Origin of the sequence: Bradyrhizobium sp. MOS001 (assembly GCF_004634465.1) — a bacterium.
GTDB lineage: Bacteria > Pseudomonadota > Alphaproteobacteria > Rhizobiales > Xanthobacteraceae > Bradyrhizobium > Bradyrhizobium barranii.
In genome coordinates, this window is the sequence record NZ_SPVJ01000012.1 from 95,478 (window position 1) to 118,399 (window position 22,922).

Here is a 22,922-nt window from a genome sequence, read left to right on the forward strand (position 1 = left end):
CAACCCTGCGGATCGGTCATTTGGACGCAGCGCGGTTGACATAGCCTGTTGTCGGAGCCGGTTGCGAAAGGCCCCCGCACAGCAAGTTCTGCGGCGAATTATTTGCGCGGAGGACGTTCGATGCTGCATCGCTTTCAGTCGCGTGGGCTCGGCGCGGCAGCTGCTCCGCAGAGCACCGCGCCGCCACGTTCGGAGTTCGAGCCGATCGAGGACATCCGCGCCTCGTTCATCGACAAATTCCAGAGGCGGCGGATCGAGGCCGGCGAGAAGCCCGCCGCCCTGAGGCGCAGCCTGAACGGACAGCCGATCGACGAGCCGGACCATCCGCGCTGATGGCCTCGCGGCAAGTCTCGTGCGACGCCTCCGTTTTTGGACAATCCCTTTTGATATCGAGGTCAGACGATGATCGATCCAAACGCAATTGCAGCGTTGAAAGTCTATCCGCCCATCGGCGTCGCCCGCGTTGGCAACGCGCAAGGCGCCGGCGACTACGTCATCGGCCCCGAGATGATCGGCGGTGCGTCGACCTTGCCCGGCACGACGCCGGAACAGCCGGCTCGCTTTGTCGAGGACTTTCGCACCGCGAACGGAGAGATCAAGCGGCAAGCCGCGCGCTTCCGCATCTACGCCCACATGAAGGACGGCAGCGTGCAGGAGGTGACCGCTGCATCCGCGAAGATCGAGTGGCGCGTCTGCATCGCAAACCTCAAGGCCGGCTGGTACGAGTTCAACCAGGCAATGGACCTCGGCCCGCTGAGCCAGAACGCGTTGCAGCGAAATCGCGAGCTGGTTTTGCCGGACGCCAGGTGGAAGCTCGACATCACGCCAACCCCGCGAAGCATCGCGGGGCAGGGGGCTGGCCCGATCAGGCTGGACGATGGCGCGTTCTGGGCTTCGCCGGTCTATCTCGGCGAGCTTCGTACCGATGAGGAGGGGCGGCTGATCTTCCTCGGCGGCAATGGAGTTTCGCGGCCTTTCCGCAAAGGGACCCGGCCCCTGACTTTCGCCAACAATCCAGGTTGGCACGATGACGTCAGCGACGGGCCGGTGCGGGCGCAAGTGACATTTGCGGGGCATGCACCGATCGATGCGGAGCCCGGCTATGTCTGCGTTACGCCGCCGAATTACGCGCCGGGGCTGTTCGGTCTCGTCACGATGGACGACGTGGTGCGGGAAGTGTTCTACGACAAGGGCTGGATTCCACGACCGGTCAAGACCTCGTTCGTCAACGACGTGCAACCAATCTTTCAGCGCCTGACCGGACTGCAATGGGTCAACCACGGGCTCTTCGTCGTTCATGGTTTTGGCTCGCCGCTCGACGCGCAGAATGCGCAAGTCCTCGCCAAGCTCAACGACGCGTCTGCTGCGAATGCGGCGTGGCGCGCGGCCGTGCTGGCGTTGTTTCGCGATCCAGGCGCGAGCGGCGCACTGATCGAAGATCAGATAGCGCAGGTGTTCGGCGATGCGGTCGACCAATTCTTCGAAGGTCCGCCGAAGCCTTCGAATTCGCTGCTTGCCGTGACGAAGACCCAGTACGCGCACCTCAAGCGCTGGGCTGCTGGAACATTCGACGCCGACGGGCCGTCGCACCAGCCGCCGCAGGCGCAGGACTTCGATGCCCTGCCTCCCGAGGTCCAGGTCAAGCATCTCGAGCGCGCATCCTTGCACGATTGTCTCGGCGGCCCATTCCATCCCGCGATGGAGATGACATGGGTGATGCGGATTCCGCTGATGTGGGCATCGGCGTATCGGCTGAAGGTCCTGGCCGGTGAGCAACCAGCGCGGCAGGACTTCGGGGGTACTCTCACTCCGGCGGTCTGCACCGGCGCGAATGGTCCGCACGATGGTGTCGCAGCCGGCTGCCTCACCCGCTTCCTTGGCGTGCCGTGGCAGACTGATCATACCTCGTGCAATTCGGCGGCCGACTACTTCCCGTCGACGTTCCTGTCGATGCCGACGTTCTGGGGACCGCGTGCCCCGGATCAGGTTCTGGCAGACGGAAACTATCTGCGTGCGGCCGCCATCGCGCCTCTCGGCCAGGCGACGCAACAGCAGACCTTCAAGCACCTGATGAACCGGGTCGACTGGTTGCGCGACATCCGCGGCAACGATTACTATGACCGCCTGTCGAACATGATTGCGGAATGGTCCGAGCTCGGCATGGTGTTGCCGGTGAAGAACGCGCCTGCATCTCTGCCGGTGCAGGATCTGCGGGTCGAGCAGGGACGCCGCGACAGCAGCGGGCCGATCGATGTCACGGCCGATCCGAAGTACCACGCGGTCGAAGACATGGAGAGCCTTTTCTTGCCGCAGACGACGGCAGGCCTGGCGCAGCGGCGCGGTGCACGCAAGACGGCTCCCCCGCCGAAGCGGACCTATCGCCCGGGCGAGATCTGACCTTGGACGTGCTGCGCACCGACTGTCTCGTGGTCGGCGCGGGGCCTGCCGGCTTGACCGCCGCACGCCTGCTGGCCCTTTGGGGCCGCACGGTCATTGTCGCAGATTCCGGCGTCACGCCGACGACGCGGCTTGAGCTGCTTGCTCCGGCCTCGCTCGTCACTGTCGCGGCGGTGGGACTTGAACATCTGCTCGACGATCCGGCGATCGCCCGAGCCTGTCTCGGGATTCGACGAACACACCGTTCGGGCGCGTCGGACTACGAGGACTTTCTGCGTCATCCCTGCCGCGTCGGGTATGTGGTCGATCGCGGCCGTTTCGACCAGCGCCTTCGCGACGAGGCTGTCGCCGTCGGGGTTACATTTTACGGGCTGCGCGCAATCGGCGTCACGCCGGACCGCGGCGTTATCTGTCGTGCGAGCGATAGCGCTCGGACGAAGCTCGTCCTTGCGGAGATCGTTGTCGATGCAACGGGGCGCGCCGCCGCGATTGCGCGGCGCCGGGGCGCGCGCGTGGCCGCCCGGGATCGCATGGTCGCCGAACTGGTCGAGGATGCGGCTGACGGCGCGACGGCCGGTTCCGCATCGTGGCTCGAATACAGCAGCGATGGACCGACCTGGTCTTACCGCATCAGTGGGCCGCGAGGGCGTGTGCAGACTTGGCGCATTCGCAGATCCGGCACACCGGCTGGAGATGCGCTGCTCAGCGTGGACGCGTCGGCTTGCCTCCTCTCGGAGGCCGCGGGCGAAGGTTGGATTGCAGTGGGCGATGCGGCGATGGCGTTCGATCCGATTGCCTCTCAGGGGCTGTTCAACGCATTGTCGTCCGCTTTGGTCGCGACGGGTGCGCTGTTGTCGGCTGATCGGCTGAGCCCGACCTCGGCGCGATTGTATTCCGACGCGGTCGCCACAACATTCCTTCACTGCGAAGCAGGCCGTATCAGCGTCTATGGCACCATGCCTCCGGCGCCGCAGTCATGGGCCGATCCGGCAAAAACGATCGCGCAATGAAGCATGATTTCGCAGGCCGATCGGGCTCCGAAGCCCGCTCCACGCTTTTCGGGATGATCCTCTAACCCTGCAGCCGGGGAACGAGACGTGTCGCGTTCCGATGGCCGATCGCATCGAGATCGTCTGTCGAGAGGCCAAGCTTCTGCAACTGCGCGAACTGGCCAAGGCTGAAGTACGGATAGTCGCTGCCATAGGTGATCTGCGAGGCGGGCACGAGCTTGAGCAGCGCGGCCATGGACGGCGCGAAAGTCGCATTCGCGGTGTCGTAGTGAAGCCGGCGTAGTTCGCCTTCGATTCCGTCCGGCGCAAACTCCTTCAGGTCGGGCCGCGCCCCATAGAATGAATTGATGCGCCCGGCCATCATCGGTATCGTGCCGCCGGCGTGCGAGAATAGCCATTTGATGTCGCGGTGGCGGGCGAATGCGCCGCTGAGCAGAAGGCTCGTCACGGTCCGTGTGGTGTCGTGCGGGACTTCGATCACCGCCGGGAACGTGCCGACACTGAGCGCGCTACAGCAACTCGCGACCAGCGGATGCACATAAACGACCGCCTTGCGACGGTTCAGCTCCTCGAACACCGGCCTGTAAGCGGCATTGCCGAGCCATTTGTCGCCGTAGCTGCTTTGCAGCCCGATCCCGTCCGCCTTCAGCGTGTCGAACGCATATTCGATCTCCCTGAGCGTGGCATCGACGTCCTGCATCGACAAGGTCGCGAACAGGCCGAAATGGCCCGGATGGTCGCGCATCATGTCCGCCGCGTACTCGTTGCAGGCGCGCGCGAGCCGGCCGGCTTCCGCCGGCCCGAGGTCGAACCACACGCCTGGCGTGGAGGCGACCGACAGGATGCCTGTGCGTATGCCATTGCGGTCCATGTCCTCGACGAGCTTCTCGCGGGTCCAGGCCACCTGGCCGGGAAAGTGCGGCTGCTTGCGTGCGTCTTCGTAGCCAAGCCAGAGCTTTTGATACTCAGGCGGATAGAAATGAAGGTGAGTATCGATCAGCGCCGGCTTGGTCTGTCCGTGCACCGCAACGGCGGGGACGGCCGCGGCCAGGCCAAGTGCACCAACGCCCGCGAGGAAGCCGCGGCGCGACGAGGGCGGGCCGTAGCAGGTGGGGCAGGCGTGATGCCCTCGAGATTTTTGATCCCATTTGTTCATGTTGCACGTCTCCCGTGACGAACTGGCAAAGCCAAGGCCTGTGGTGCTTCTATCGGCAGAACGTTTCGTCCCTCCGCTGTCTGTGGTGCGGCCGCAGCGGGGCAATGATTGTTGGGGATTGGAATACGCCGATTTTTCGTCGCCGAACGATGCCTCGCGTCACGCCTGTGCATCGCCGCCGCAACTTTGTGTGAACGCCTCTCCAATTCTCCCGCGAGATGCTCCCTGATGTCGCGAGGTTGACCCGTCGGGCGAAACACTGGCAAAATGCGATGGCGGCGAAGATTTGCGATGACCGCAATCACTTTCAGTGAGTGGATCGATGAAGTCTGACAGGGATGGCATCAACCTCGCGGCCAAGCCAAGCGGAACGGGTTGCGCGGAATGCTCGGCTGCTGGCGGATGGTGGTTTCATCTTCGCAGATGTGTCGAATGCGGTCACATCGGCTGCTGTGATACGTCACCCAATCAGCATGCAACGAAGCATAACGCGGCGACGGGTCACCCGATCATCACGAGCTTCGAGCCGGGCGAACGGTGGTTTTACGACTATCGCACGGGACAGCCCTTCGCGGGCCCGAAGCTGCAAGGCCCGCACGCGCATCCGTTGGACCAGCCGGTGCCCGGGCCGGACGGCGCGGTGCCTCCGGACTGGCAATCGCTGCTGCATGAATAGGTCGCAGCCTCTGGCAACTGGTCCATAGCAGACGAGCGCGTTTAGCAGCGGGGCTGCTTCCGGGCATCGCGCGTGAACTCACGGGCGGACGTCTTGCGCGAACTCTCGGCACCCGTGAATCCCCCATTGGAACCCTCACTGGTGTCCGTGACGCCGGATCAGCGACATTGCAAATGCAACGCGATCCTCGCGAAGATGAAATTCTCACGCAACGTAGCATCGAGATATTGCCCTCCCGACGTTCTGCAGGAGCCTCATTGCGCGTGAGGACTACAGATCGTTTGCATCGATCGCCGCCGCCTCAGCCGGGCCTTCGCGGATATCGAAAGGAGAACGCCTGTGCAGCCTGCTCTCGACCATCCTGCTTCCACGCCATATTGTTCTATGCCTTCACCACCGACCGACATCGAGGTCACGAGAAGGGATGACGGCACCCTGATATTGCGATCGCGGATTATGCTCGCTGGAGTGAGCGGGACGATTTGCGCATACCTTCCCCACTGGGCTCAGGAAACGCCGGACCGCGTCTTTCTCGCGCAACGAACCCGCGACAATGCATGGCAGTCGATCAGCTATGGCGAATTCTGGTCTCGAGTGCGCTCGGTCGGGCAGGCGCTGATTGATCGGGGTGGCGCAGCGGGCGATACGCTGGCCATCCTGTCCGGCAATTCGATCGAGAATGCGGTGATCCAGTTCGCCGCGATGTCGATCGGTCTGCAGGTTGCGCCGATCTCGCCAAGCTACAGTCTTCTGCCAGGTGGCCTCAGCCGCATCGAAGACATCGCGAAGGTCCTCACGCCGAAGTTTGTGTTTGCCCAGAAGGCGGATCCCTTCGTGCAAGCCCGTGCCATCCCCGGCTTTGCGCAGGCCGAATGGATAACGGCGGAAGAGGCGGCGGATACCACGCCGCTGTCGGAGCTATCCGCCGCGACACCGGGTCACGCGTTTGAGGCGGCGTTCGCAGCACTCGGATCGGAGACCGTCGGCAAAATCCTGTTCACGTCGGGATCGACCGGCTCTCCCAAGGGAGTGATCAATACCCATCGCATGATGTCGAGCGTGCTGCAGATGGCCGCTCAGGTCACGCCGGTCTCGCAGCCCCTGGTTCAGATCGAATGGCTGCCCTGGCATCATACCATGGGCTGCAACGTCATACTGAATGGGATTCTGAAGAACGGCGGCTCTCTCTATATCGACGATGGCCGACCGACGCCCGAAGCGTTTCATCGAACAATCGCCAATCTGCACGACGTCTCTCCGACGGCCTCATTCAATGTCCCAACCGGTTACGCGTTGTTATGCGCCGCGCTCGGCGAGGATCCAGACCTGAGGCGGAAGTTCTTCCATCGCATCGACAGAATGATTTTCGGGGGCGCGGCGATCCCGGCGGCCGTAATGGCAACGCTTCAGGAATATGCAATCGAAGTCCGCGGCGAGCGAGTTCCGATTTTGGCCGGATACGGCGCCACGGAAGCCGGGCCGACCATCTGCGTGTCTTATCGACCGTGCGAAGCGCCGGGAGAGATCGGCTTGCCGGCACCCGGCATCGAACTCAAGCTGGTTCCGGCGATGGACGGTTACGAGGCGCGGGTCCGTGGCCCGAACGTCATGCCCGGTTATCTCGGATTACCCGAATTGTCTGCGGCGGCATTCGACGAAGAGGGCTTCTATCGGGTAGGCGACGCGGTCTCGTTCATCGATCCCGCCGATCTCTGCCGCGGCCTGAGGTTTTCCGGGCGTCTCTCGGAGAATTTCAAAATGATGACAGGCACGTGGGTGCTCGTCGGCGAGCTGCGTGCCGCCATCCTGGACCGGATGGGCGGCGTGCTGCAGGATCTGGTCATCGGAGGCGAGGGCCGCGATTCTCTCGTCGCGCTGGTATGGCTCAATCCGGACCGTGCAAGGCGACATGCTAACGGCGCAGCAGGCGCGGATTCCGGTGACACCCTTTCATTGGATTCCGGCGTTCGCGCATACGTCCATCGGGTCTTGACCGAGCATAACCTAGCGGCAGCGACCAACGCGCGGATATCGGCCGTTGCCATCCAGATCCAGCCGCTGTCGCTCGCGGCAGGCGAGACAACGGACAAGGGCTACATCAATCAGCGCGGGGTCCTGAAGAACCGTTCCGCCATTCTCGACAGTCTCTATAGCGGAGCAGCCTCGCCGCACATCATCCGGCTTGCCTCTCATCCACGCGCGTTGTCGACGGCAGGAAATGCAGTCACGTCGACTGATGCATGACCAGAGAGCCCGGCCGCCGACCTTCCGAGCGTGTTTCTTAAAGGGACCGCCTCTGCGTCATTGACGGCGGCGACGCCAGTAGATTTGGACGAGTGTGCGGCGAACGCCGCAACCCCAACGCGCCGCCGCGGCGATGCCGCAGCCGGCCCTGCCTTTCATTCAACCCGCGAAGCCCAAATTCTCACCATTGGCCTCGGCTTGCTCATTTCGGCGGCTTGGAATATGTATAGACATGCGGTCCATCATCGCGGCCGCAACATCACGTCAGTCAACACCGAGGTCGGCCCCGATGTGATCCTGATGGACGAGCCGTTCGGCGCTCTCGATGCCCAGACCCGTATGGTGATGCAAAGCGATCTCCAGACGTTGTCGATGGAAGCCGGCGCCACCGCTAGGTCCAAAGTCAGAGCGCAAAATAGACGGTCATCGCTGTAACGATCAGGCCCAGCACAACGGCGAGCACCAGTTCTGTCTTGATGCCGCCGGCGGAATGAGATTGTGCGTCGTCAATCATTCGGCCAGTCCTGATGAAGCGAAAGAGCGAAATCACGATGATTGCGATCCCGATCGCGATCAGCGCGAGGCCGTCATAGTGACTGAACGCTCCCGTGAAGCGATCGAATTGCAGTCGGGACCCGATCTCCGTCCTGTTGGCTTCAGCGATAGTTCGGACGAAGAGGTTGAATTTCTCGACGACAAAGCCAAACGCGATGATTGCGATGCCCGTCCTGACCCAGGCGAGAAAAGTCCGCTCGTTTGCCGCGTGGTCTGAGTATCTCTCAATCATCGAGACCTCTCTGGTTGCTGTCGATGGGGTTCGTCGCGCGCTATTCCCGCAGGAGCGGAGCGGCGGGGCGCAATGTATGCGAAGCCAGGGCAAGCCCTCAGAACTGATACCGCCGCAGCCCCCCATCCACCGGGATCACCGTCCCCGTGATGTACCGCGCCACCGGCGACGCCAAAAACACCGCGAGCGCTGCCAGATCCTCCGGCTCGCCCCAATAGCCGACCGGGATTTCTTCTTCGGCAAAGCGCTCGCGATAACCCGGCGGATAGTTGCGGCGGATCTGTTCGCTCATGATGCGGCCGGGCGGGATGCAGTTGATGGTGATGCCGTGCTCGCCGATCTCGCGCGACAGGCCCTTGGCCCAGGCGTGCACGGCGGCCTTGGCGGCGAAGGCGGCGTTGAGTCCCTCCGGCTCGGACTTGCCGGTGATGTTGACGATGCGGCCCCATTTGCGTTCGATCATCTGCGGCAGCAGCGCATGCGCGATGCAGCGGTAGCTGGTGAAGTTCAGCGCGATCGCCTCGTCCCATTTGCTGTCGGGCGCATCGACGGGAAGGGGGCGGCTGCCGCCGGCATTGTTGATGAGGATGTCGACATGGCCGAGCTCCTTTTGCGCAAAGGCCGCGATGTTCTCCGCGGCGTCCTTCGCCATCACGTCCTGCTCGAACGACGTGATCAGGCCGGAGCCGACTTCCTTCACCAGCTCGGCAAGGAGATCAGTGCGCCGCGCCACGCCGACGACGCGGACGCCTTCGGCAGCCAGGCCCTTGGCGATGGCGCGGCCGATGCCGATGCTCGCTCCTGTCACGACTGCGGTTTTCGATTTGAGCCCGAGGTCCATGGTCACACGCTCTCTTGTTTGCTTTTTGCTTCTTGTCGTTCGTTTCCTGCCCGTCCCGCCGGCTTCGCGAATTGCCTGAGCGGGACGAGCAGTGGTAACCAAGAGCCTCGACGAAGGAAACACGAAAAAGAAAAGGCGTTGAGCAATGGTCTGGGATCCGCAGCAATACCTGAAATTCTCCGGCCATCGGCTTCGGCCCGCCGTCGACCTCTTGATGCGGATTCCGGATTTCGCCCCGCGCGCGATCGCCGATCTCGGGGCAGGGGCCGGCAACGTGACAAAACTGATCAAGGAGCGCTGGCCGGACGCGACCGTGACCGGTGTCGAGGGCTCGGCCGAGATGGTGGCCGCCGGCCGCAAGGCGGCGCCGGATGTGGAATGGTCGCACGAGGATCTCGGCCATTGGCGCCCCGCCAGGCAATACGATTTGATCTATTCCAATGCCGCACTGCACTGGCTGCCCAATCATGCGGCGCTGTTTCCGTCGGTCATGGAGAAGGTGACGCCCGGCGGCATGCTTGCGGTGCAGATGCCGCGCAACTTCCTCGCGCCATCGCATGTGCTGATCGGCGAGACGGCGCTGAACGGTCCGTGGCGGTCAAAGGTAGAGCATCTCGTTACCCCGCCGCCGGTCGAAGGGCCGGCCTTCTATCATGATTTGCTCGCGCCGCTTTCCCAGAACGTTGACATCTGGGAGACCGAATATCTGCAGGTGCTCGAAGGCGACAATCCCGTGAAGGAATGGACCAAGGGGACCTGGCTGACGCGCTATCTCGACATCCTGCAGGGCGACGAGAAGGCCGCGTTCGAGGCCGCCTATGGCGAGCGGGTGGCGAAGGCCTATCCGAAGAATGCGGCGGGGCAGACGCTGTTTCCGTTCCGGCGTCTGTTCATGGTCGCCCAGCGCAAGGGCTGATCGCACTGCCGCAATGCGACATAAACCGTTCGCAACCCGGGACTGGAAGCGGGTCCCGGGTTGCGCGGACAACAGCCATCAAGCTAGCTTGCCTGCGGCAAATTGGGCTTAGGTCTAGTTGTTCGGGTGGTGGATTGCTGCCACTACTGGGCTGCAAACCGGGCTGCAAAACAAAAAGAACCCGGTTTTAGAGGTTGTTGGGAGGTTACTTCATGCGCAAGCTGCTTCTTGCGGTCGCCGCCGCAGCTATTCTTGTGACCCCAGCGGTGGCACAGGCCCAGAGCCCGATCGTCATCAAGTTCAGCCACGTCGTCGCCAACGACACCCCGAAGGGCAAGGGCGCGCTGAAGTTCAAGGAACTCGCCGAGAAGTACACCGACGGCAAGGTCAAGATCGAAGTCTATCCGAACTCCTCGCTCTACAAGGACAAGGAGGAGATCGAGGCGCTTCAGCTCGGTTCGGTGCAGATGCTGGCGCCCTCGACTGCGAAATTCGCGCCGCTCGGCATCAAGGAGTTCGAGGCGCTCGATCTGCCCTGGCTGTTCAAGGACGACGAGACCTATTCCAGCGCGATGAAGGGCACGATCGGCAAATGGCTGTTCCAGAAGCTCGAGGCCAAGGGCATCACGGGGCTCGCCTATTGGGACAACGGCTTCCACATGGTGTCGTCGAACCGCGCGTTGATGAAGCCTGAGGATTTCAAGGGCCTGAAATTCCGCATCTCCGGATCGAAGATCGCCGACCAGTATTTCCGCCTGATGGGCTCGATCCCGCAGATCATGGCGTTCTCCGAAGTCTACCAGGCGCTCCAGACCGGCGTGGTCGACGGCTGCGAAAACACCGCGTCGAACTACCTGACCCAGAAGTTCTACGAGGTGCAGAAGGACATCACAGTGTCCTATCACGCGCATCTGCAATATGCGGTCATCGTCAACTCGAAATTCTGGTCCGGCCTGCCGCCCGACATCCGCACCCAGCTCGAGAAGGCGATGGTGGATGCAACCGAGTACACCAACCAGATCGCGCACCAGGAGAACGAGGACGCGCTGGCCGAGATCAAGAAGGCGGGCAAGACCAAGCTGCATTATCTGACTGACGCCGACCGCAAGGCGTGGCAGGAATCGATGCGGCCGACTTATACATGGGCAAAGGGTCGGGTCGGGCAGGAGGTGCTCGATCTCGTCGCCAAGGAACTCGACGTCAAGATGAACTGACGCGTTTTCCGCAAGGACAATACGAACGGTCGGGAGTGTGCGCACTTCCGGCCGTTTCGCATCGATAGGGGGACTTTGATTTGCTTCGCGTGCTCAATCAGGCGCTCAACCATCTCGAAGAATGGCTGATCGCGACGCTCATCGCGGCTGCAACCGGGTTGATCTTCATCGCCGTGGTGCACCGTTACGGCGCAGGCGAATCGATCGTCCTCTCCAGATGGGCGGCTGCGCACGGGATGAACTGGCTCGCGACGCTGTCGATGGCGGTGTTCACCTTCCTGTCCGAGCTCGACCTGTCCTGGGCGCAGGAACTCTGCATCTACATGTTCATCTGGATGGCGAAGTTCGGCGCAGCCTATGGCGTGCGCACCGGCATCCATGTCGGCGTCGACCTGCTCGTCAACCGCCTGCCCGAACATTCGCGCAAGCACGTGATCCTGTTCTCGCTGCTGTGCGGCGCGCTGTTCACGGGCATGATCGCGGCCTTCGGCGCCTCCTTCGTCGCCGAGATGTTCAAGACCGGCCAGCAGTCCAATGATTTGGAAGCGCCGATGTGGTTCGTCTATCTGGCGATCCCGCTCGGCTCGGGCCTGATGTGCTTCCGCTTCCTCCAGGTCTCGTGGTCCTACTACTGGACCGGCCATCTGCCGCATCATGACGAGAGTCATGTCGAGGGCGTGGAGGCCGACGTCTCGCCCGCGCTGCATCCGCAGCCCGCCGGCGCGGCGACCAGGGCGGCCGCGCGAAAAGTGTCGCCGCTCGGCGTCATCCTGATCATGGCGCCGATCCTGATCTTCGCGATGTGTCTCGCCGAGAAGTTCGGCGTTGTGGTGCTGCCGCACTGGATGCGTGCCGCGACCGTGTTCGCGCTGCTGATCGCGCTGATGCTGACCGGCATCCCGGTCTCGATCGCGCTCGGCCTCACCGTGATGACGTTCCTGTTCACGCTGACCACAGTGCCGATCGAAGCCGTCTCGATGAAGCTCTTCACGGGCATCGAGGGGTTCGAGATCATGGCGATCCCGTTCTTCATCCTCGCCGGCAATTTCCTCACCCATGGCGGCGTCGCGCGCCGCATGATCAATTTCGCGACCTCGCTGATCGGCCACTGGCACGGCGGTCTCGGCCTTGCCGGCATCGTCGCCTGCGCGATGTTCGCGCTGGTCTGCGGCTCGAGCGTCGCGACCGTTGCCGCGATCGGCGCGATCGTGCTGCCGGAGATGGTCCGCCACGGCTATCCCATGCATTTCGGCGCCGGCATCATCACCGTTGCCGGCTCGCTCGGCATCCTGATGCTGCCGTCGATACCGAAGATCGTCTATGCGGTCTCCACCAATACCTCGATCGGCGCGCTGTTCGTCGCGGGCCTGCTGCCGGGCATCATGCTGACGACGATGCTCTGCATCGTCACCTGGTGGCTCGCACGCAAGCGCGACTATCCACGCCTGCCGAAGGCGAGCTGGGGCGAGACCGTCCGCACCTTCCGCGAGAGCATCTGGGGATTGATGCTGGTCGTCATCATCATCGGCGGCATCTACAGCGGCCTGTTCACCGCCACCGAGGCGGCCGCGATGGCTGCGGTCTACTCCTTTGTCATCGCGGTGTTTGTCTACAAGGCGATCAAGATCGTGGACGTGCCGCGGGTGCTGCTGCGCGCCGCCAACACCAGCGCGATGCTGCTCTACATCGTCACCAACGCGGTGCTGTTCTCCTTCGTGCTCTCCAACGAGAACCTGCCGGCGACCTTGGCCGACTGGATCGCGGCGCAGAACCTCGGCTGGGTCGGCTTCCTCTTGGTCGTCAACATCCTCTTACTGCTCGCCGGCAACTTCATGGAGCCGAACTCGATCATCCTGATCATGGCGCCGATCCTGGCGCCGGCGGCCAAGAAGCTCGGCATCGACCTCGTGCATTTCGGCATCGTGATGGACGTCAACATGGAGGTCGGCCTCTGCCATCCGCCTGTCGGGTTAAATCTCTACGTCGCCTCGATGATAGCGCGCATGCGAATAACCGAGCTCGCGGTCGCCGTGTTGCCGTGGCTCATCACCATGCTCGGCTTCCTCGTCATCGTGACCTACTGGCCCGATCTGACGCTGTGGCTGCCGCGGGTGCTGGGGATGCATTAGCCTATGCACGACCGGGACATGGCTAACGCGCGGTAAACCCGCACACTCAAATGCCATCGCTGTGCTGGGAACCCATTTTACGGGTCTGCGGTAGAAGCATGCCAGCGGATGGGGCTGGCATGTTCTTCAACAGAATGGAATCCGGACGGGCGTCGATTTCGGACGCCGTCTATATGGAAGTCATCACGGGCCTTCACGGCACGACGATGCCCACCATTCTTGCGGCCGCCTGCCAGGCGATGGTCGGTGCGATCACGACCTATGAGACCGGCGACATCGTGACGGCCGGCCTGACGGTTGCCGGTGTGGTGGTGGCCATTGTCCGCCTGTTCGAGATATTCGCTTTCCGTCGCCGCCTCTCATGTCCGCCGCAGCTCGGTCGGGCCGAGGCCGCGCGCTGGGAGCGGCGCTATGTTGCCGGCACCGTTGCAACGGCATCCGTGCTCGGCGTGTTTGCCGCGCGCAGCATCGTGCTGGGTGATGCACTCTGTTCCGTGATGGCGATTGGCATCGGCTTCGGCTTTGGCGCCGGCGTGGTGGCGCGGCTGGCGCTGCGTCCCGTCGCGGCGCTGCTCGATCTCGTCGCAATCGCAGCGCCTGCTGCGATCGTGACCTTCATGCAACCCGATCTGCGCCATGTCGGGCTCGGGCTCCTCATCCTGATGTATGTGGCCGCGAGCTTCGAGATGGTGCGGCTGAGCTTCAATGCCTCGATCAACCAGATCACGCTCAAGCGGCAGTTCGAGCAGCTCTCGCGCCTGGACCCGATGACCGGCGCGTCCAATCGTTCGGTGCTGGCCACGGATGATTGCCGTCCATACGCTCGACCTCGACCGCTTCAAGGAGGCGAACGACCGGTTCGGCCATCCCGTCGGTGACGCACTGCTGAAGCAGGTCGCCGGGCGGCTCAAGGCGCTCGCCGCGCAGGATGACCTCGTGGTCCGGATGGGCGGCGACGAGTTCGTCCTGGTGCAGCGTGCGGCGGCTGATGCGGAAGCGATGGCGCAGCGCATCGTGCAGTCGATCAGCGCGCCCTATGATATCGACGGACAAATGATCGAGCTCGGCGTCAGCGTCGGCGTCGCCGTCGCGCCGGACGACGGGCGCACTGCCGAGGCGCTGTTGTCGCGCTCCGACAAGGCGCTATATCGGGCCAAGCAGGAACGCGGCGGCTATGTGCTGGCGCGGGATTTGCGGATGGCGGATGCGACCGCATCGGGCCAGACCTTGGCGGAAGAGCTCGCTGCGTAAGCCACGCGGACGGTGCACCCTCTCCCCTTGTGGGAGAGGGTGGCTCGCCGCGCAGCGGCGAGGCGGGTGAGGGGTTTCTCTCCGCACAAACAGTCTTGCGGGCGGAGATATACCCCTCATCCGGCGCTTCGCGCCACCTCTCCCACAAGCAAGGGGAGAAGGGAAGAGGCATCTCGCTCGATTTCGGCAGTCTCCTCCGATAGCAATCACCCGCGAGATGCGGTTAGATGTTCGCACAGGCCGGGAGGAAACAAGAATGACCAGCAACGAGCCGAAGGACGCAACACCCTCCGTCACCGCGCAGCATGATGCGATGCTGAATGCGCTGCCGTTTTCCGACACGCGGGATTTCGACGATGCCGCACGTGGCTTCCTTGGTACGATCGAGAATGCGGAGATCGCCAACCCGCAGGGGCGGACGGTGTGGAGCCTGAAGCCCTATGGCTTCCTCTCCAGCGAGACGGCGCCGCCGACCGTCAATCCGAGCTTGTGGCGACAGGCGCGGCTCAACATGCATCACGGCCTGTTCGAGGTGGTGCCCGGCGTCTACCAGGTGCGCGGGCTCGACATCGCCAACATGACGCTGATCGAGGGCGACAGCGGCGTCATCGTCGTGGACACGCTGACGTCGATCGAGGGCGCACGTGCCGCGCTCGATCTCTATTACAGGCATCGTGGCCAGAAGCCGGTGGCCGCCGTCATTTTCACCCACACCCATACCGACCATTGGGGTGGCGCGCGCGGCGTGCTGGAGGAGGACGCGCTGGCAACCGGCGCCGTGCCGATCATCGCGCCGAACCTGTTCATGGAGCATGCCGTCTCCGAGAACATCATCGCGGGGCCGGCGATGCTGCGGCGGGCACAATACCAGTTCGGGCCGTTCCTCGCCAAAGGCGTGCGGGGGCAGGTCGACAACGGGCTCGGCAAGTCGATGGCGGCGGGCGCCGTGGCACTGCTGCGTCCGACCGACCTGATCATGGCGACCGGCGACAGGCGCGTGATCGACGGCGTCGAATTCGAATTCCAGATGGCGCCGAACAGCGAAGCGCCGGCGGAGATGCACTTCTTCATCCCGCGCTACAGACTGTTGAACCTCGCCGAGAACTGTACGCACAATTTCCACAATCTGCTGCCGTTCCGCGGCGCCGACGTGCGCGATGCGCTGGCGTGGTCGAAGTACCTCAACGAGGCCTTGCGGCTCTGGGACGGCAAGGCCGAGGCGATGTGCGGCCAGCATCACTGGCCGGTGTGGGGGCGCGAGCGGATCGGCACGATGATCCGCCAGCAGCGCGATCTCTACAAGTTCGCGCATGACCAGACCATCCGCCTGATGAACCACGGCCTCACCGCCGCCGAGATCGCCGAGACGATCCAGTTGCCGAAGAGCCTGGAGGGCGCCTGGCACGGCCGCGGCTATTACGGCCACATCCGGCACAACGTGAAGGCGATCTACCAGAAATATCTCGGCTGGTACGATGCCAACCCGGTCAATCTCGATCCGCTGCCGCCGGTGGAATCCGGCAAGAAGTATGTCGAGTACATGGGCGGCGCCGAGGCCATCCTCGCGCGCGCACGCAAGGACTTCGACAAAGGCGAGTTCCGCTTTGTCGCGCAGGCGCTCGGCCATCTCGTCTTCGCGGAGCCGGAGAATGAAGCGGCGCGTCTGTTGCTCGCGGATACGCTCGAGCAGCTCGGTTATGCCGCCGAGAGCTCGACCTGGCGCAACGCCTATCTGTTCGGCGCGCAGGAGCTGCGTCAGGGCATGCCCAAGACCCCGCCGCGTCCGCCAATGCCGCGCGAGACGCTGGCCGCGCTACGCACCGAGCAGCTCTGGGACGTGCTCGGCATTCGGCTCAACGGCCCCAAGGCCGAGGGCAAGCACATCGTGCTGAATTGGAGCTTTTCCGATACCGGCGAGATCTTCGTGCTCAACCTGGAGAATTGCGCGCTGACTTATACGGAGGGCGTGCAGGCGGAAGGCGCGGACGCCAGTTTCACGCTCGCGCGCGCAACGCTCGATGAGGTCATCGCGAAACTGACGAGCTTTCCGGAAGCGGTCGCCGCCGGCAAGATCAAGCTCGCGGGCAACCCGATGCGGCTTGCCGAGCTGATGGGCCTGATGGACGAATTCCCGCGCATGTTCGAGATCGTCGAGCCGAAGCGGGCGGTGGTGAGTTAGGGCGCCGCCGCCGCCACGTTCTTGCTGGCATCGCCCTCCGCACGCTCGCTGTCATCGCCCGGCTTGACCGGGCGATGACAGTATTCCTGAGACCGCAGTGCTTGAGCCGAGAAGTCGCGGAGTACTGGATGCCCCGGTCAAGCCGGGGCATGACAGTGTGTCGTGAGGTGAAAGCGGCCCTTACTCCGCGCTGCTCACCAGCTTGATCCGCGGCGCCTGCGCTTCCGTCAGGCTGCGATAGGCCGCGAGATAATCCAGCGCCATCCGCCGCGCCGTGAAGCGCTTCTCGAACTGCTTGCGGATGGCCGCGCGATCGAGTTGCGGCAGGCGCTTGACGACGCCGGCAGCGCTGATGATGTCCTCGACCACGAAGCCGGTGAGGCCCTCATCGATGATCTCGGGCACCGAGCCGCGGTTGAAAGCGACGACCGGTGTGCCGCAGGCCATGGCTTCGATCATCACGAGGCCAAACGGCTCCGGCCAGTCGATCGGCAGCAGGAGGCCGAGCGCGCCGCTCAGGAAGTCGGATTTCTCGTGGTCACCGATCTCGCCGATGAAGTCGACCAGCGGATTGTTCTGGATCATCGGCTTGATCAGCTCGTCGTAATAGTCCTGGTCGGCGCGATCGACCTTGGCCGCGATCTTCAGCGGGATGCCGCAATGCATCGCGATCTTGATGGCGCGGTCGACGCCCTTCTCGGGCGCGATGCGGCCGAGCACGGCGAGATATTCCTGCTTCGCCGGCTTCGGCGTCAGCAAGTTCTCCGGCAGGCCGTGGTGGATCGTCGTCACCCAGTTCGCCTGCGGCACCGGCCTGCGCTGCGCGTTCGAGATCGAGATGACAGGCATTTTCGAGAAGGTGTTGAACACGGGCTGATGCTCCGGCAGGTCGAGCCGGCCGTGCAGCGTGGTCACGAACGGGGTCGGCTGCCGGTGGAACAGGGACCACGGATAGTAATCGAGATGGAAGTGGAGGAAGTCGAACTCCTCGTCGTCACATTTCTGCCGCACGCGCTCCAGGAGCACCATATGCAGCGCGTTGGGATCGCGCACGGAACCGTCGAGACGAAGCGCCCGCGGCCAAAGTGCGTCGAGCTTCGCCGACGTCTGCGAGTCGCCGCTGGCGAACAGGGTTACATCGTGTCCAAGGGCAACCAACTCCTCCGTCAACCAGTGCACCACCCGCTCGGTGCCGCCATACAGCTTGGGTGGAACAGCCTCAGTCAACGGAGCTACCTGCGCGATGCGCATCTCGCCATCTCCTCTGTGATCATAGAAGTTAAACCCCCGCCGTGTCTCGGCACCGGCATGCCAGACGAGGGAACGTTCTCGCAATTGCGAAGTTCCTTCAACGAACGTTACTTCTTCGACACACTTCAGTCGGCCGCGATGCTGCCATCTCCTCTTCTCACATCGTCCGCATCCGCATGTCGTGATGGCCCGGCCCGGGAACCGAGGCGAAGCGGTCGATGTTCAATCGGCTAACAGAAAAATCGAAATCAATACGACGGGGTCGCAGTCACATGGATCATCTTTCTGGTTACGCGCGCAGGCCATTTGCCTTTGTCTTGCGCTATCTGCGACGACGGCCGGCATCGCATCTCGTGATCCTGACCGCTGTCGTTGCAGCCGTTGCCTGTTCCGTGGGCACGCAGTACGGCGTCAAATCCCTGGTCGACAGCCTGTCCGCTGGAACTTCGCACGGTGGCAGCGTATGGCTGGCATTCATTTTACTCATGTCGCTGATCGCGGCGGACAATTTCCTGTGGCGGATCGCGAGCTGGACCGCGAGCTTCACCTTCGTTCGTGTCACGGGTGATTTACGCCGTGACATATTTCGTCATCTGACCGGACACGCGCCGAGCTATTTCTCGGATCGCATGCCGGGCATGCTGACGAGCCGTATCACCGCGACCTCAAACGCGGTGTTCACGGTCGAGAACATGTTCGTCTGGAATGTGTTGCCGCCGTGCATCGCCACAATTGCGGCCATCGGGCTGATTGGAACCGTCAGTCCCTATATGGCACTCGGCCTGATCGTGGTCGCGGGCGGTATGGTGATAGCGATGTTCCATCTGGCCGCGGCCGGCAAGCCGCTGCATGACGACTTTGCCGACAAGGCCGCCGTCGTCGACGGCGAGATGATCGATGTCATCAGCAACATGCCGCTGGTCCGCGCCTTCTGCGGCATCAGCCATGAGCACGAGCGGTTCGACGCGACGGTGAACCGGGAACTGACCGCGCGCGGCCGTAGCCTGCGTTATCTGGAAAAGCTGCGGCTCACGCATGCCGGCATAACGGTCGTCCTGACGGTGGCGCTGATGGCCTGGGCAATCACGCTCTGGCAGCAGGGCGAGGCGACCACCGGCGATGTCGTGCTGGTCTGTACGCTCGGCCTCTCCATTCTCAACGCGACGCGCGACCTCGCGGTGGCGCTGGTCGATGTCACCCAGCACGTCGCGCGCCTGACCGAGGCGATCGCGACCCTGCTCATGCCGCATGAATTGCGCGATCATCCCGAGGCCGAGCCGCTGATGAAGAGCGGCGCCGCGATCGCATACAACAACGTCACCTTCGGCTATCCCGGTGGCGAGAAGATTTTTGAACGGTTCAGCCTGCGGCTTCAGCCCGGCCAGCGCGTCGGCCTGGTCGGCCAGTCGGGCGGAGGGAAATCGACCCTGTTCACGTTGCTGCAGCGGTTCTACGATGTCGATGAAGGCAGCGTGACCATCGACGGCCAGGATATTTCCAAGGTGACCCAGCTAAGCCTGCGTGAAGCCATCTCGGTCGTGCCGCAGGATATATCGTTGTTCCATCGCTCGATCCGCGAGAACATCCGCTACGGCCGTCCGAACGCGACCGACGACGAGGTGCTGCGCGCGGCGATCGCGGCGCGCTGCGATTTCATCGATAGCCTGCCGGAGGGCCTCGACACCATGGTCGGCGACCGCGGCGTGAAAATGTCCGGCGGCCAGCGCCAGCGCATCGCGATCGCGCGGGCCTTCCTGAAGGACGCGCCGATCCTGCTGCTCGATGAGGCCACCGCCGCGCTCGACAGCGAATCCGAGGAGGCGATCCGCGAGGCGCTGTTGCGCCTGATGCGCGGCCGCACCGTGATCGCGATCGCGCACCGGCTGGCGACGCTGCGCAATTTCGATCGCGTCCTGGTGCTGAAGAATGGCAAGATCATCGAGGACGGCGCGCCCGACCGCCTGATGCAGGGCCACGGTCCCTACCGTGAGCTGGTGACGCAGGAGATGAGCCGGCTGGCGAAGTTCGCCGCGTAAGTCCAACAGTTGCGTTTGCGTTGGTCGCGTTCGAAAAATAGGCCGCAGGGGAGCAGCTCATGGCAGCCGAAGCCGTAACCCAGATCATCTCGGTAGCGCAGACGGAGGAGGCCGTCGCGGAGCAGGCGTTCTACATTCCGATGACGGGGCCCGCCGCGCGGCCCCGTCGGTCGCTCAAGCACGACGACACCTTCATCGTTCTGGACAGCCATGGCGATATCGGCGCCTCCGCGGGCGGGCCGGACGGCCTGTTCAACCACGACACGCGCTATCTGGCGCGGCTGGAGCTCGTGCTGGACGACCTCCAGCCGCTGCTGCTCGGCTCGAATCTGCGCGACGACAATTCGGCCCTGACCGTCGATCTCACCAATCCCGATATCTATCGGCAGGGCCGCATCGTGCTCCAGAAGGACCTGCTGCACATCGTGCGCACGATCTTCCTGTGGCGCGGCACGGCCTATCAGCGCATCGGCGTGCAGAACCATGGCGACCGTCGCGCCAGCCTGGAGCTGACGCTGCTGTTCGACTGCGATTTTGCCGATCTGTTCGAGGTGCGCGGCGAGCGGCGCCCGCACCGCGGGACCGGCACCAGCAAGTTGCTCGGGCCGACCGACGTGCTGTTCCACTATCGCGGCCTTGACGATGCCGTGCGTACCACCGGCCTGCATTTCGACCCGCGTCCGACGCGGCTGTCGGTGAATGCCGCGACCTGGCAGCTCGATCTGGACCCGCACCAGTCGAAATCCCTGTTCGTGGCGGTGTCCTGCAACCGGCCGATCGCGGAGAAGCCCGCGCGCTTTTTCAGGGGCCTGCTCGCCCATCGCCGCGAGATGCGCCGGTCGACGATGGGCATGGCCAACATCGAGACGTCGAACAACATCTTCAACCAGGTGCTGTGCCAGGCCATGGCCGACCTCAACATGCTGATGACGGAGACGCCGCAGGGGCGTTATCCCTATGCCGGCATTCCCTGGTACTCGACGACGTTCGGCCGCGACGGCCTGATCACCGCGCTCCAGATGCTGTGGATCGATCCGCGGGTCGCGAAGGGCGTGCTGCGGCGGCTCGCGCATTTTCAGGCAGAGACGGTCGATCCGCTGAACGATGCGGCGCCCGGAAAAATCCTGCACGAGATGCGTGGCGGCGAGATGGCTGCGCTCCGCGAGGTGCCGTTCGCGCAATATTACGGCAGCGTGGATTCGACCGCCTTGTTCGTGCTGCTCGCCGGAAGCTATTTCGAGCGCACCGGCGACGAAAAGACCCTGACCGAGCTGTGGCCGGCGATCGAGGCGGGGCTGGCCTGGATCGACGGCCCGGGCGACCCCGACAGGGACGGCTTCGTCGAATACCAGCGCGCCACCGAAAAGGGCCTCGCCAACCAGGGCTGGAAAGACTCTTATGACGCGATCTTCCATGCCGATGGCCAGCTTGCGGAAGGCAATCTCGCCCTTGCCGAGGTGCAGGGCTACGTCTTTGCTGCCAAGCAGCTCGCCGCACGTTGTGCGCTGCGGCTCGGCAAGCCGGACCTCGCCAGAAAGCTCGAGACCGAGGCCAAGGCGCTGGCCGAGCGGTTCGAGAAGGCATTCTGGTGCGAGGAGCTCGGTACCTATGCGCTCGCGCTCGACGGCAGGAAGCGGCCCTGCAAGGTGCGGACGTCCAATGCCGGGCAGGTGCTGTTCAGCGGCATGATCCGCGAGGACCGCGCACGTCTCGTCGCCGCCGATCTGATGGCGCCGCACTTCTTCTCGGGCTGGGGCATCCGCACGGTCGCGCAAGGCGAGGTGCGCTACAATCCGATGTCCTATCATGACGGCTCGATCTGGCCGCACGACAATGCGCTGATCGCGCTCGGGCTCGCGCGCTACGGGCTCAAGCATTCGGTGGCACATCTCTTCAAGGGTTTGTTCGACGCGGCGACCTACATGGACCTGCGGCGGCTGCCCGAATTGTTCTGCGGCTTCCGGCGCGAGAAGCGGCGCGGCCCGACGCTCTATCCGGTCGCCTGCGCGCCGCAGGCCTGGGCCAGCGCGACGCCATTCACGCTGCTGGAGGCCGCGCTCGGCATCGAGTTCGACGTCGCGCGCGGCGAGATTCGCCTGCGCAATCCGCATCTGCCGGCGTTCCTGAACGAGGTGATCCTGCGCGATCTGCGCCTGGGCAGTTCCAGCGTGGATCTGCGCGTCAGCCGTCACGGCGACGACGTCGCGCTGGAGGTCTTGCGCACGCGCGGCCAGATCCAGGTCTCGATCGTGCTGGCGCGCTAGCGGCGCGCCGGGAGGAGGGTTCATGCGTACCGCCGGATGGTTGGTTCTGAGCGCGGCGATCGTCGCGGGATTGACGGTCGCCGCATCGCGTGCCGCGGAGGAGCCGCCCGCGGGCCCAACGACGCCCCCCAGCGAAGCGAACGCGCCGGCCACGGTGCAGCCGCCGGCTTCAACCGTGCCGGTCACGCCGAAGGACGCCGCTCCGCCGCCGTCCGTGACCATCATCGGTGCGAGCGACGCCCATGGCGTGCTCGGCCGTGACGTGCGCAGCGCCGCCGACGAGGATATGGGCCGCATTGTCGACATCATCGTCGACCGCGCCGGCCGTGTGCGCGCCGCCGTGATTGATTTCGGCGGTTTCCTCGGCGTCGGCAGCCGCAAGATCGTGGTGGACTGGAACGCGATGCGGTTCGGCAAGATTGCCAACAAGAAGGACAGCATCACGCTGGAATTGACCAAGGCGCAGGTCGCAGCCGCGCCGGAATACAAGGAAGACACGCCGATGGTGGTGCTCGGCGCGTCCGGCAGCCTGCAGCCGCTGCAAGCGATTCAGTGAGGCGCGGGGAGGGAT

General features: G+C 63.8%; 19 protein-coding genes and 1 pseudogene. 16 read left to right on the forward strand and 4 right to left on the reverse strand.

Annotated features, from left to right (window positions below):
• The first annotated feature begins 120 nt into the window (after window positions 1–120).
• The 3 genes from CT676_RS18035 (at window position 121) to CT676_RS18040 (ending at window position 3,407) form a co-directional block, all read left to right on the forward strand.
• Window positions 121–333: a hypothetical protein gene (locus CT676_RS18035; protein ID WP_085404479.1), complete on the forward strand. Its 213-nt coding sequence runs from the start codon at window positions 121–123 to the stop codon at window positions 331–333.
• 69 nt (window positions 334–402) lie between these two features.
• Entirely contained in the window at window positions 403–2,397 is a 1,995-nt protein-coding gene (locus tag CT676_RS44070; RefSeq protein ID WP_085404478.1) for a LodA/GoxA family CTQ-dependent oxidase, read from the forward strand.
• Between the two features lie 8 nt (window positions 2,398–2,405).
• Window positions 2,406–3,407, forward strand: coding sequence for an FAD-dependent monooxygenase (locus CT676_RS18040; RefSeq protein ID WP_244623193.1), 1,002 nt, complete (start codon window positions 2,406–2,408; stop codon window positions 3,405–3,407).
• A 61-nt stretch (window positions 3,408–3,468) separates the two neighbouring features.
• Here the strand turns inward: CT676_RS18040 and CT676_RS18045 are convergent, their stop codons facing one another.
• The gene (locus CT676_RS18045; RefSeq protein WP_085404476.1) at window positions 3,469–4,563 is read right to left on the reverse strand and encodes an amidohydrolase family protein; all 1,095 of its coding nucleotides are present in this window, start codon (window positions 4,561–4,563) and stop codon (window positions 3,469–3,471) included.
• 322 nt (window positions 4,564–4,885) lie between these two features.
• On the opposite strand from CT676_RS18045, the gene CT676_RS18050 reads away from it, so the two are divergent.
• The 3 genes from CT676_RS18050 (at window position 4,886) to CT676_RS18060 (ending at window position 7,918) form a co-directional block, all read left to right on the forward strand.
• Window positions 4,886–5,239: a UBP-type zinc finger domain-containing protein gene (locus CT676_RS18050; protein ID WP_085404475.1), complete on the forward strand. Its 354-nt coding sequence runs from the start codon at window positions 4,886–4,888 to the stop codon at window positions 5,237–5,239.
• A 339-nt stretch (window positions 5,240–5,578) separates the two neighbouring features.
• Entirely contained in the window at window positions 5,579–7,483 is a 1,905-nt protein-coding gene (locus CT676_RS18055) for an AMP-binding protein (RefSeq protein WP_244623185.1), read from the forward strand.
• A gap of 60 nt (window positions 7,484–7,543) precedes the next feature.
• A complete protein-coding gene (locus tag CT676_RS18060; RefSeq protein ID WP_135215070.1) occupies window positions 7,544–7,918 on the forward strand; it encodes a hypothetical protein in 375 nt (124 codons plus the stop codon).
• On the opposite strand, the gene CT676_RS18065 is transcribed toward CT676_RS18060, so the two are convergent.
• Together CT676_RS18065 and CT676_RS18070 are read right to left on the reverse strand one after the other, a co-directional pair.
• Entirely contained in the window at window positions 7,887–8,270 is a 384-nt protein-coding gene (locus tag CT676_RS18065) for a DUF202 domain-containing protein (RefSeq protein ID WP_028150113.1), read from the reverse strand. The genes CT676_RS18060 and CT676_RS18065 overlap by 32 nt on opposite strands.
• Before the next feature lie 97 nt (window positions 8,271–8,367).
• Window positions 8,368–9,111: an SDR family oxidoreductase gene (locus CT676_RS18070; protein WP_135215080.1), complete on the reverse strand. Its 744-nt coding sequence runs from the start codon at window positions 9,109–9,111 to the stop codon at window positions 8,368–8,370.
• A gap of 145 nt (window positions 9,112–9,256) precedes the next feature.
• Here CT676_RS18070 and CT676_RS18075 point away from each other — a divergent pair, with 145 nt between their 5' ends.
• The 7 genes and pseudogenes from CT676_RS18075 (at window position 9,257) to CT676_RS18095 (ending at window position 16,800) form a co-directional block, all read left to right on the forward strand.
• The gene (locus CT676_RS18075) at window positions 9,257–10,027 is read left to right on the forward strand and encodes a methyltransferase domain-containing protein (RefSeq protein ID WP_028150111.1); all 771 of its coding nucleotides are present in this window, start codon (window positions 9,257–9,259) and stop codon (window positions 10,025–10,027) included.
• 212 nt (window positions 10,028–10,239) lie between these two features.
• A complete protein-coding gene (locus CT676_RS18080; protein ID WP_085404471.1) occupies window positions 10,240–11,241 on the forward strand; it encodes a DctP family TRAP transporter solute-binding subunit in 1,002 nt (333 codons plus the stop codon).
• Window positions 11,242–11,501: 260 nt separating this feature from the next.
• Window positions 11,502–11,846: pseudogene (locus CT676_RS46265) on the forward strand (TRAP transporter small permease subunit); the annotation flags it as partial.
• A 240-nt stretch (window positions 11,847–12,086) separates the two neighbouring features.
• Complete coding sequence (locus tag CT676_RS46270) at window positions 12,087–13,370, forward strand: TRAP transporter large permease subunit (protein ID WP_321576422.1); 1,284 nt, start codon at window positions 12,087–12,089, stop codon at window positions 13,368–13,370.
• Window positions 13,371–13,489: 119 nt separating this feature from the next.
• Complete coding sequence (locus CT676_RS18090) at window positions 13,490–14,248, forward strand: hypothetical protein (protein ID WP_244623187.1); 759 nt, start codon at window positions 13,490–13,492, stop codon at window positions 14,246–14,248.
• Window positions 14,175–14,621, forward strand: coding sequence for a GGDEF domain-containing protein (locus CT676_RS45260; protein WP_244623188.1), 447 nt, complete (start codon window positions 14,175–14,177; stop codon window positions 14,619–14,621). The genes CT676_RS18090 and CT676_RS45260 overlap by 74 nt, the downstream gene beginning before the upstream one ends.
• A gap of 256 nt (window positions 14,622–14,877) precedes the next feature.
• Complete coding sequence (locus CT676_RS18095; protein WP_085404469.1) at window positions 14,878–16,800, forward strand: alkyl sulfatase dimerization domain-containing protein; 1,923 nt, start codon at window positions 14,878–14,880, stop codon at window positions 16,798–16,800.
• A 180-nt stretch (window positions 16,801–16,980) separates the two neighbouring features.
• Here CT676_RS18095 and CT676_RS18100 read toward each other — a convergent pair whose 3' ends face one another.
• Window positions 16,981–18,051 carry a glycosyltransferase family 4 protein gene (locus CT676_RS18100; protein WP_085404468.1) on the reverse strand — a complete coding sequence of 357 codons (1,071 nt, stop codon included), beginning with the start codon at window positions 18,049–18,051 and terminating at the stop codon, window positions 16,981–16,983.
• A gap of 272 nt (window positions 18,052–18,323) precedes the next feature.
• Between CT676_RS18100 and CT676_RS18105 the strand changes: the two genes are divergently transcribed.
• Genes CT676_RS18105 through CT676_RS18115 form a run of 3 tightly spaced genes read left to right on the forward strand, consistent with a single transcriptional unit; the run spans window position 18,324 to window position 22,907 of the window.
• Window positions 18,324–20,087, forward strand: coding sequence for an ABC transporter ATP-binding protein (locus CT676_RS18105; RefSeq protein ID WP_085404467.1), 1,764 nt, complete (start codon window positions 18,324–18,326; stop codon window positions 20,085–20,087).
• A gap of 59 nt (window positions 20,088–20,146) precedes the next feature.
• Window positions 20,147–22,351: an amylo-alpha-1,6-glucosidase gene (locus tag CT676_RS18110; protein WP_085404466.1), complete on the forward strand. Its 2,205-nt coding sequence runs from the start codon at window positions 20,147–20,149 to the stop codon at window positions 22,349–22,351.
• A 22-nt stretch (window positions 22,352–22,373) separates the two neighbouring features.
• Window positions 22,374–22,907: a PRC-barrel domain-containing protein gene (locus CT676_RS18115; protein WP_085404465.1), complete on the forward strand. Its 534-nt coding sequence runs from the start codon at window positions 22,374–22,376 to the stop codon at window positions 22,905–22,907.
• The last annotated feature ends 15 nt before the right edge of the window (window positions 22,908–22,922 follow it).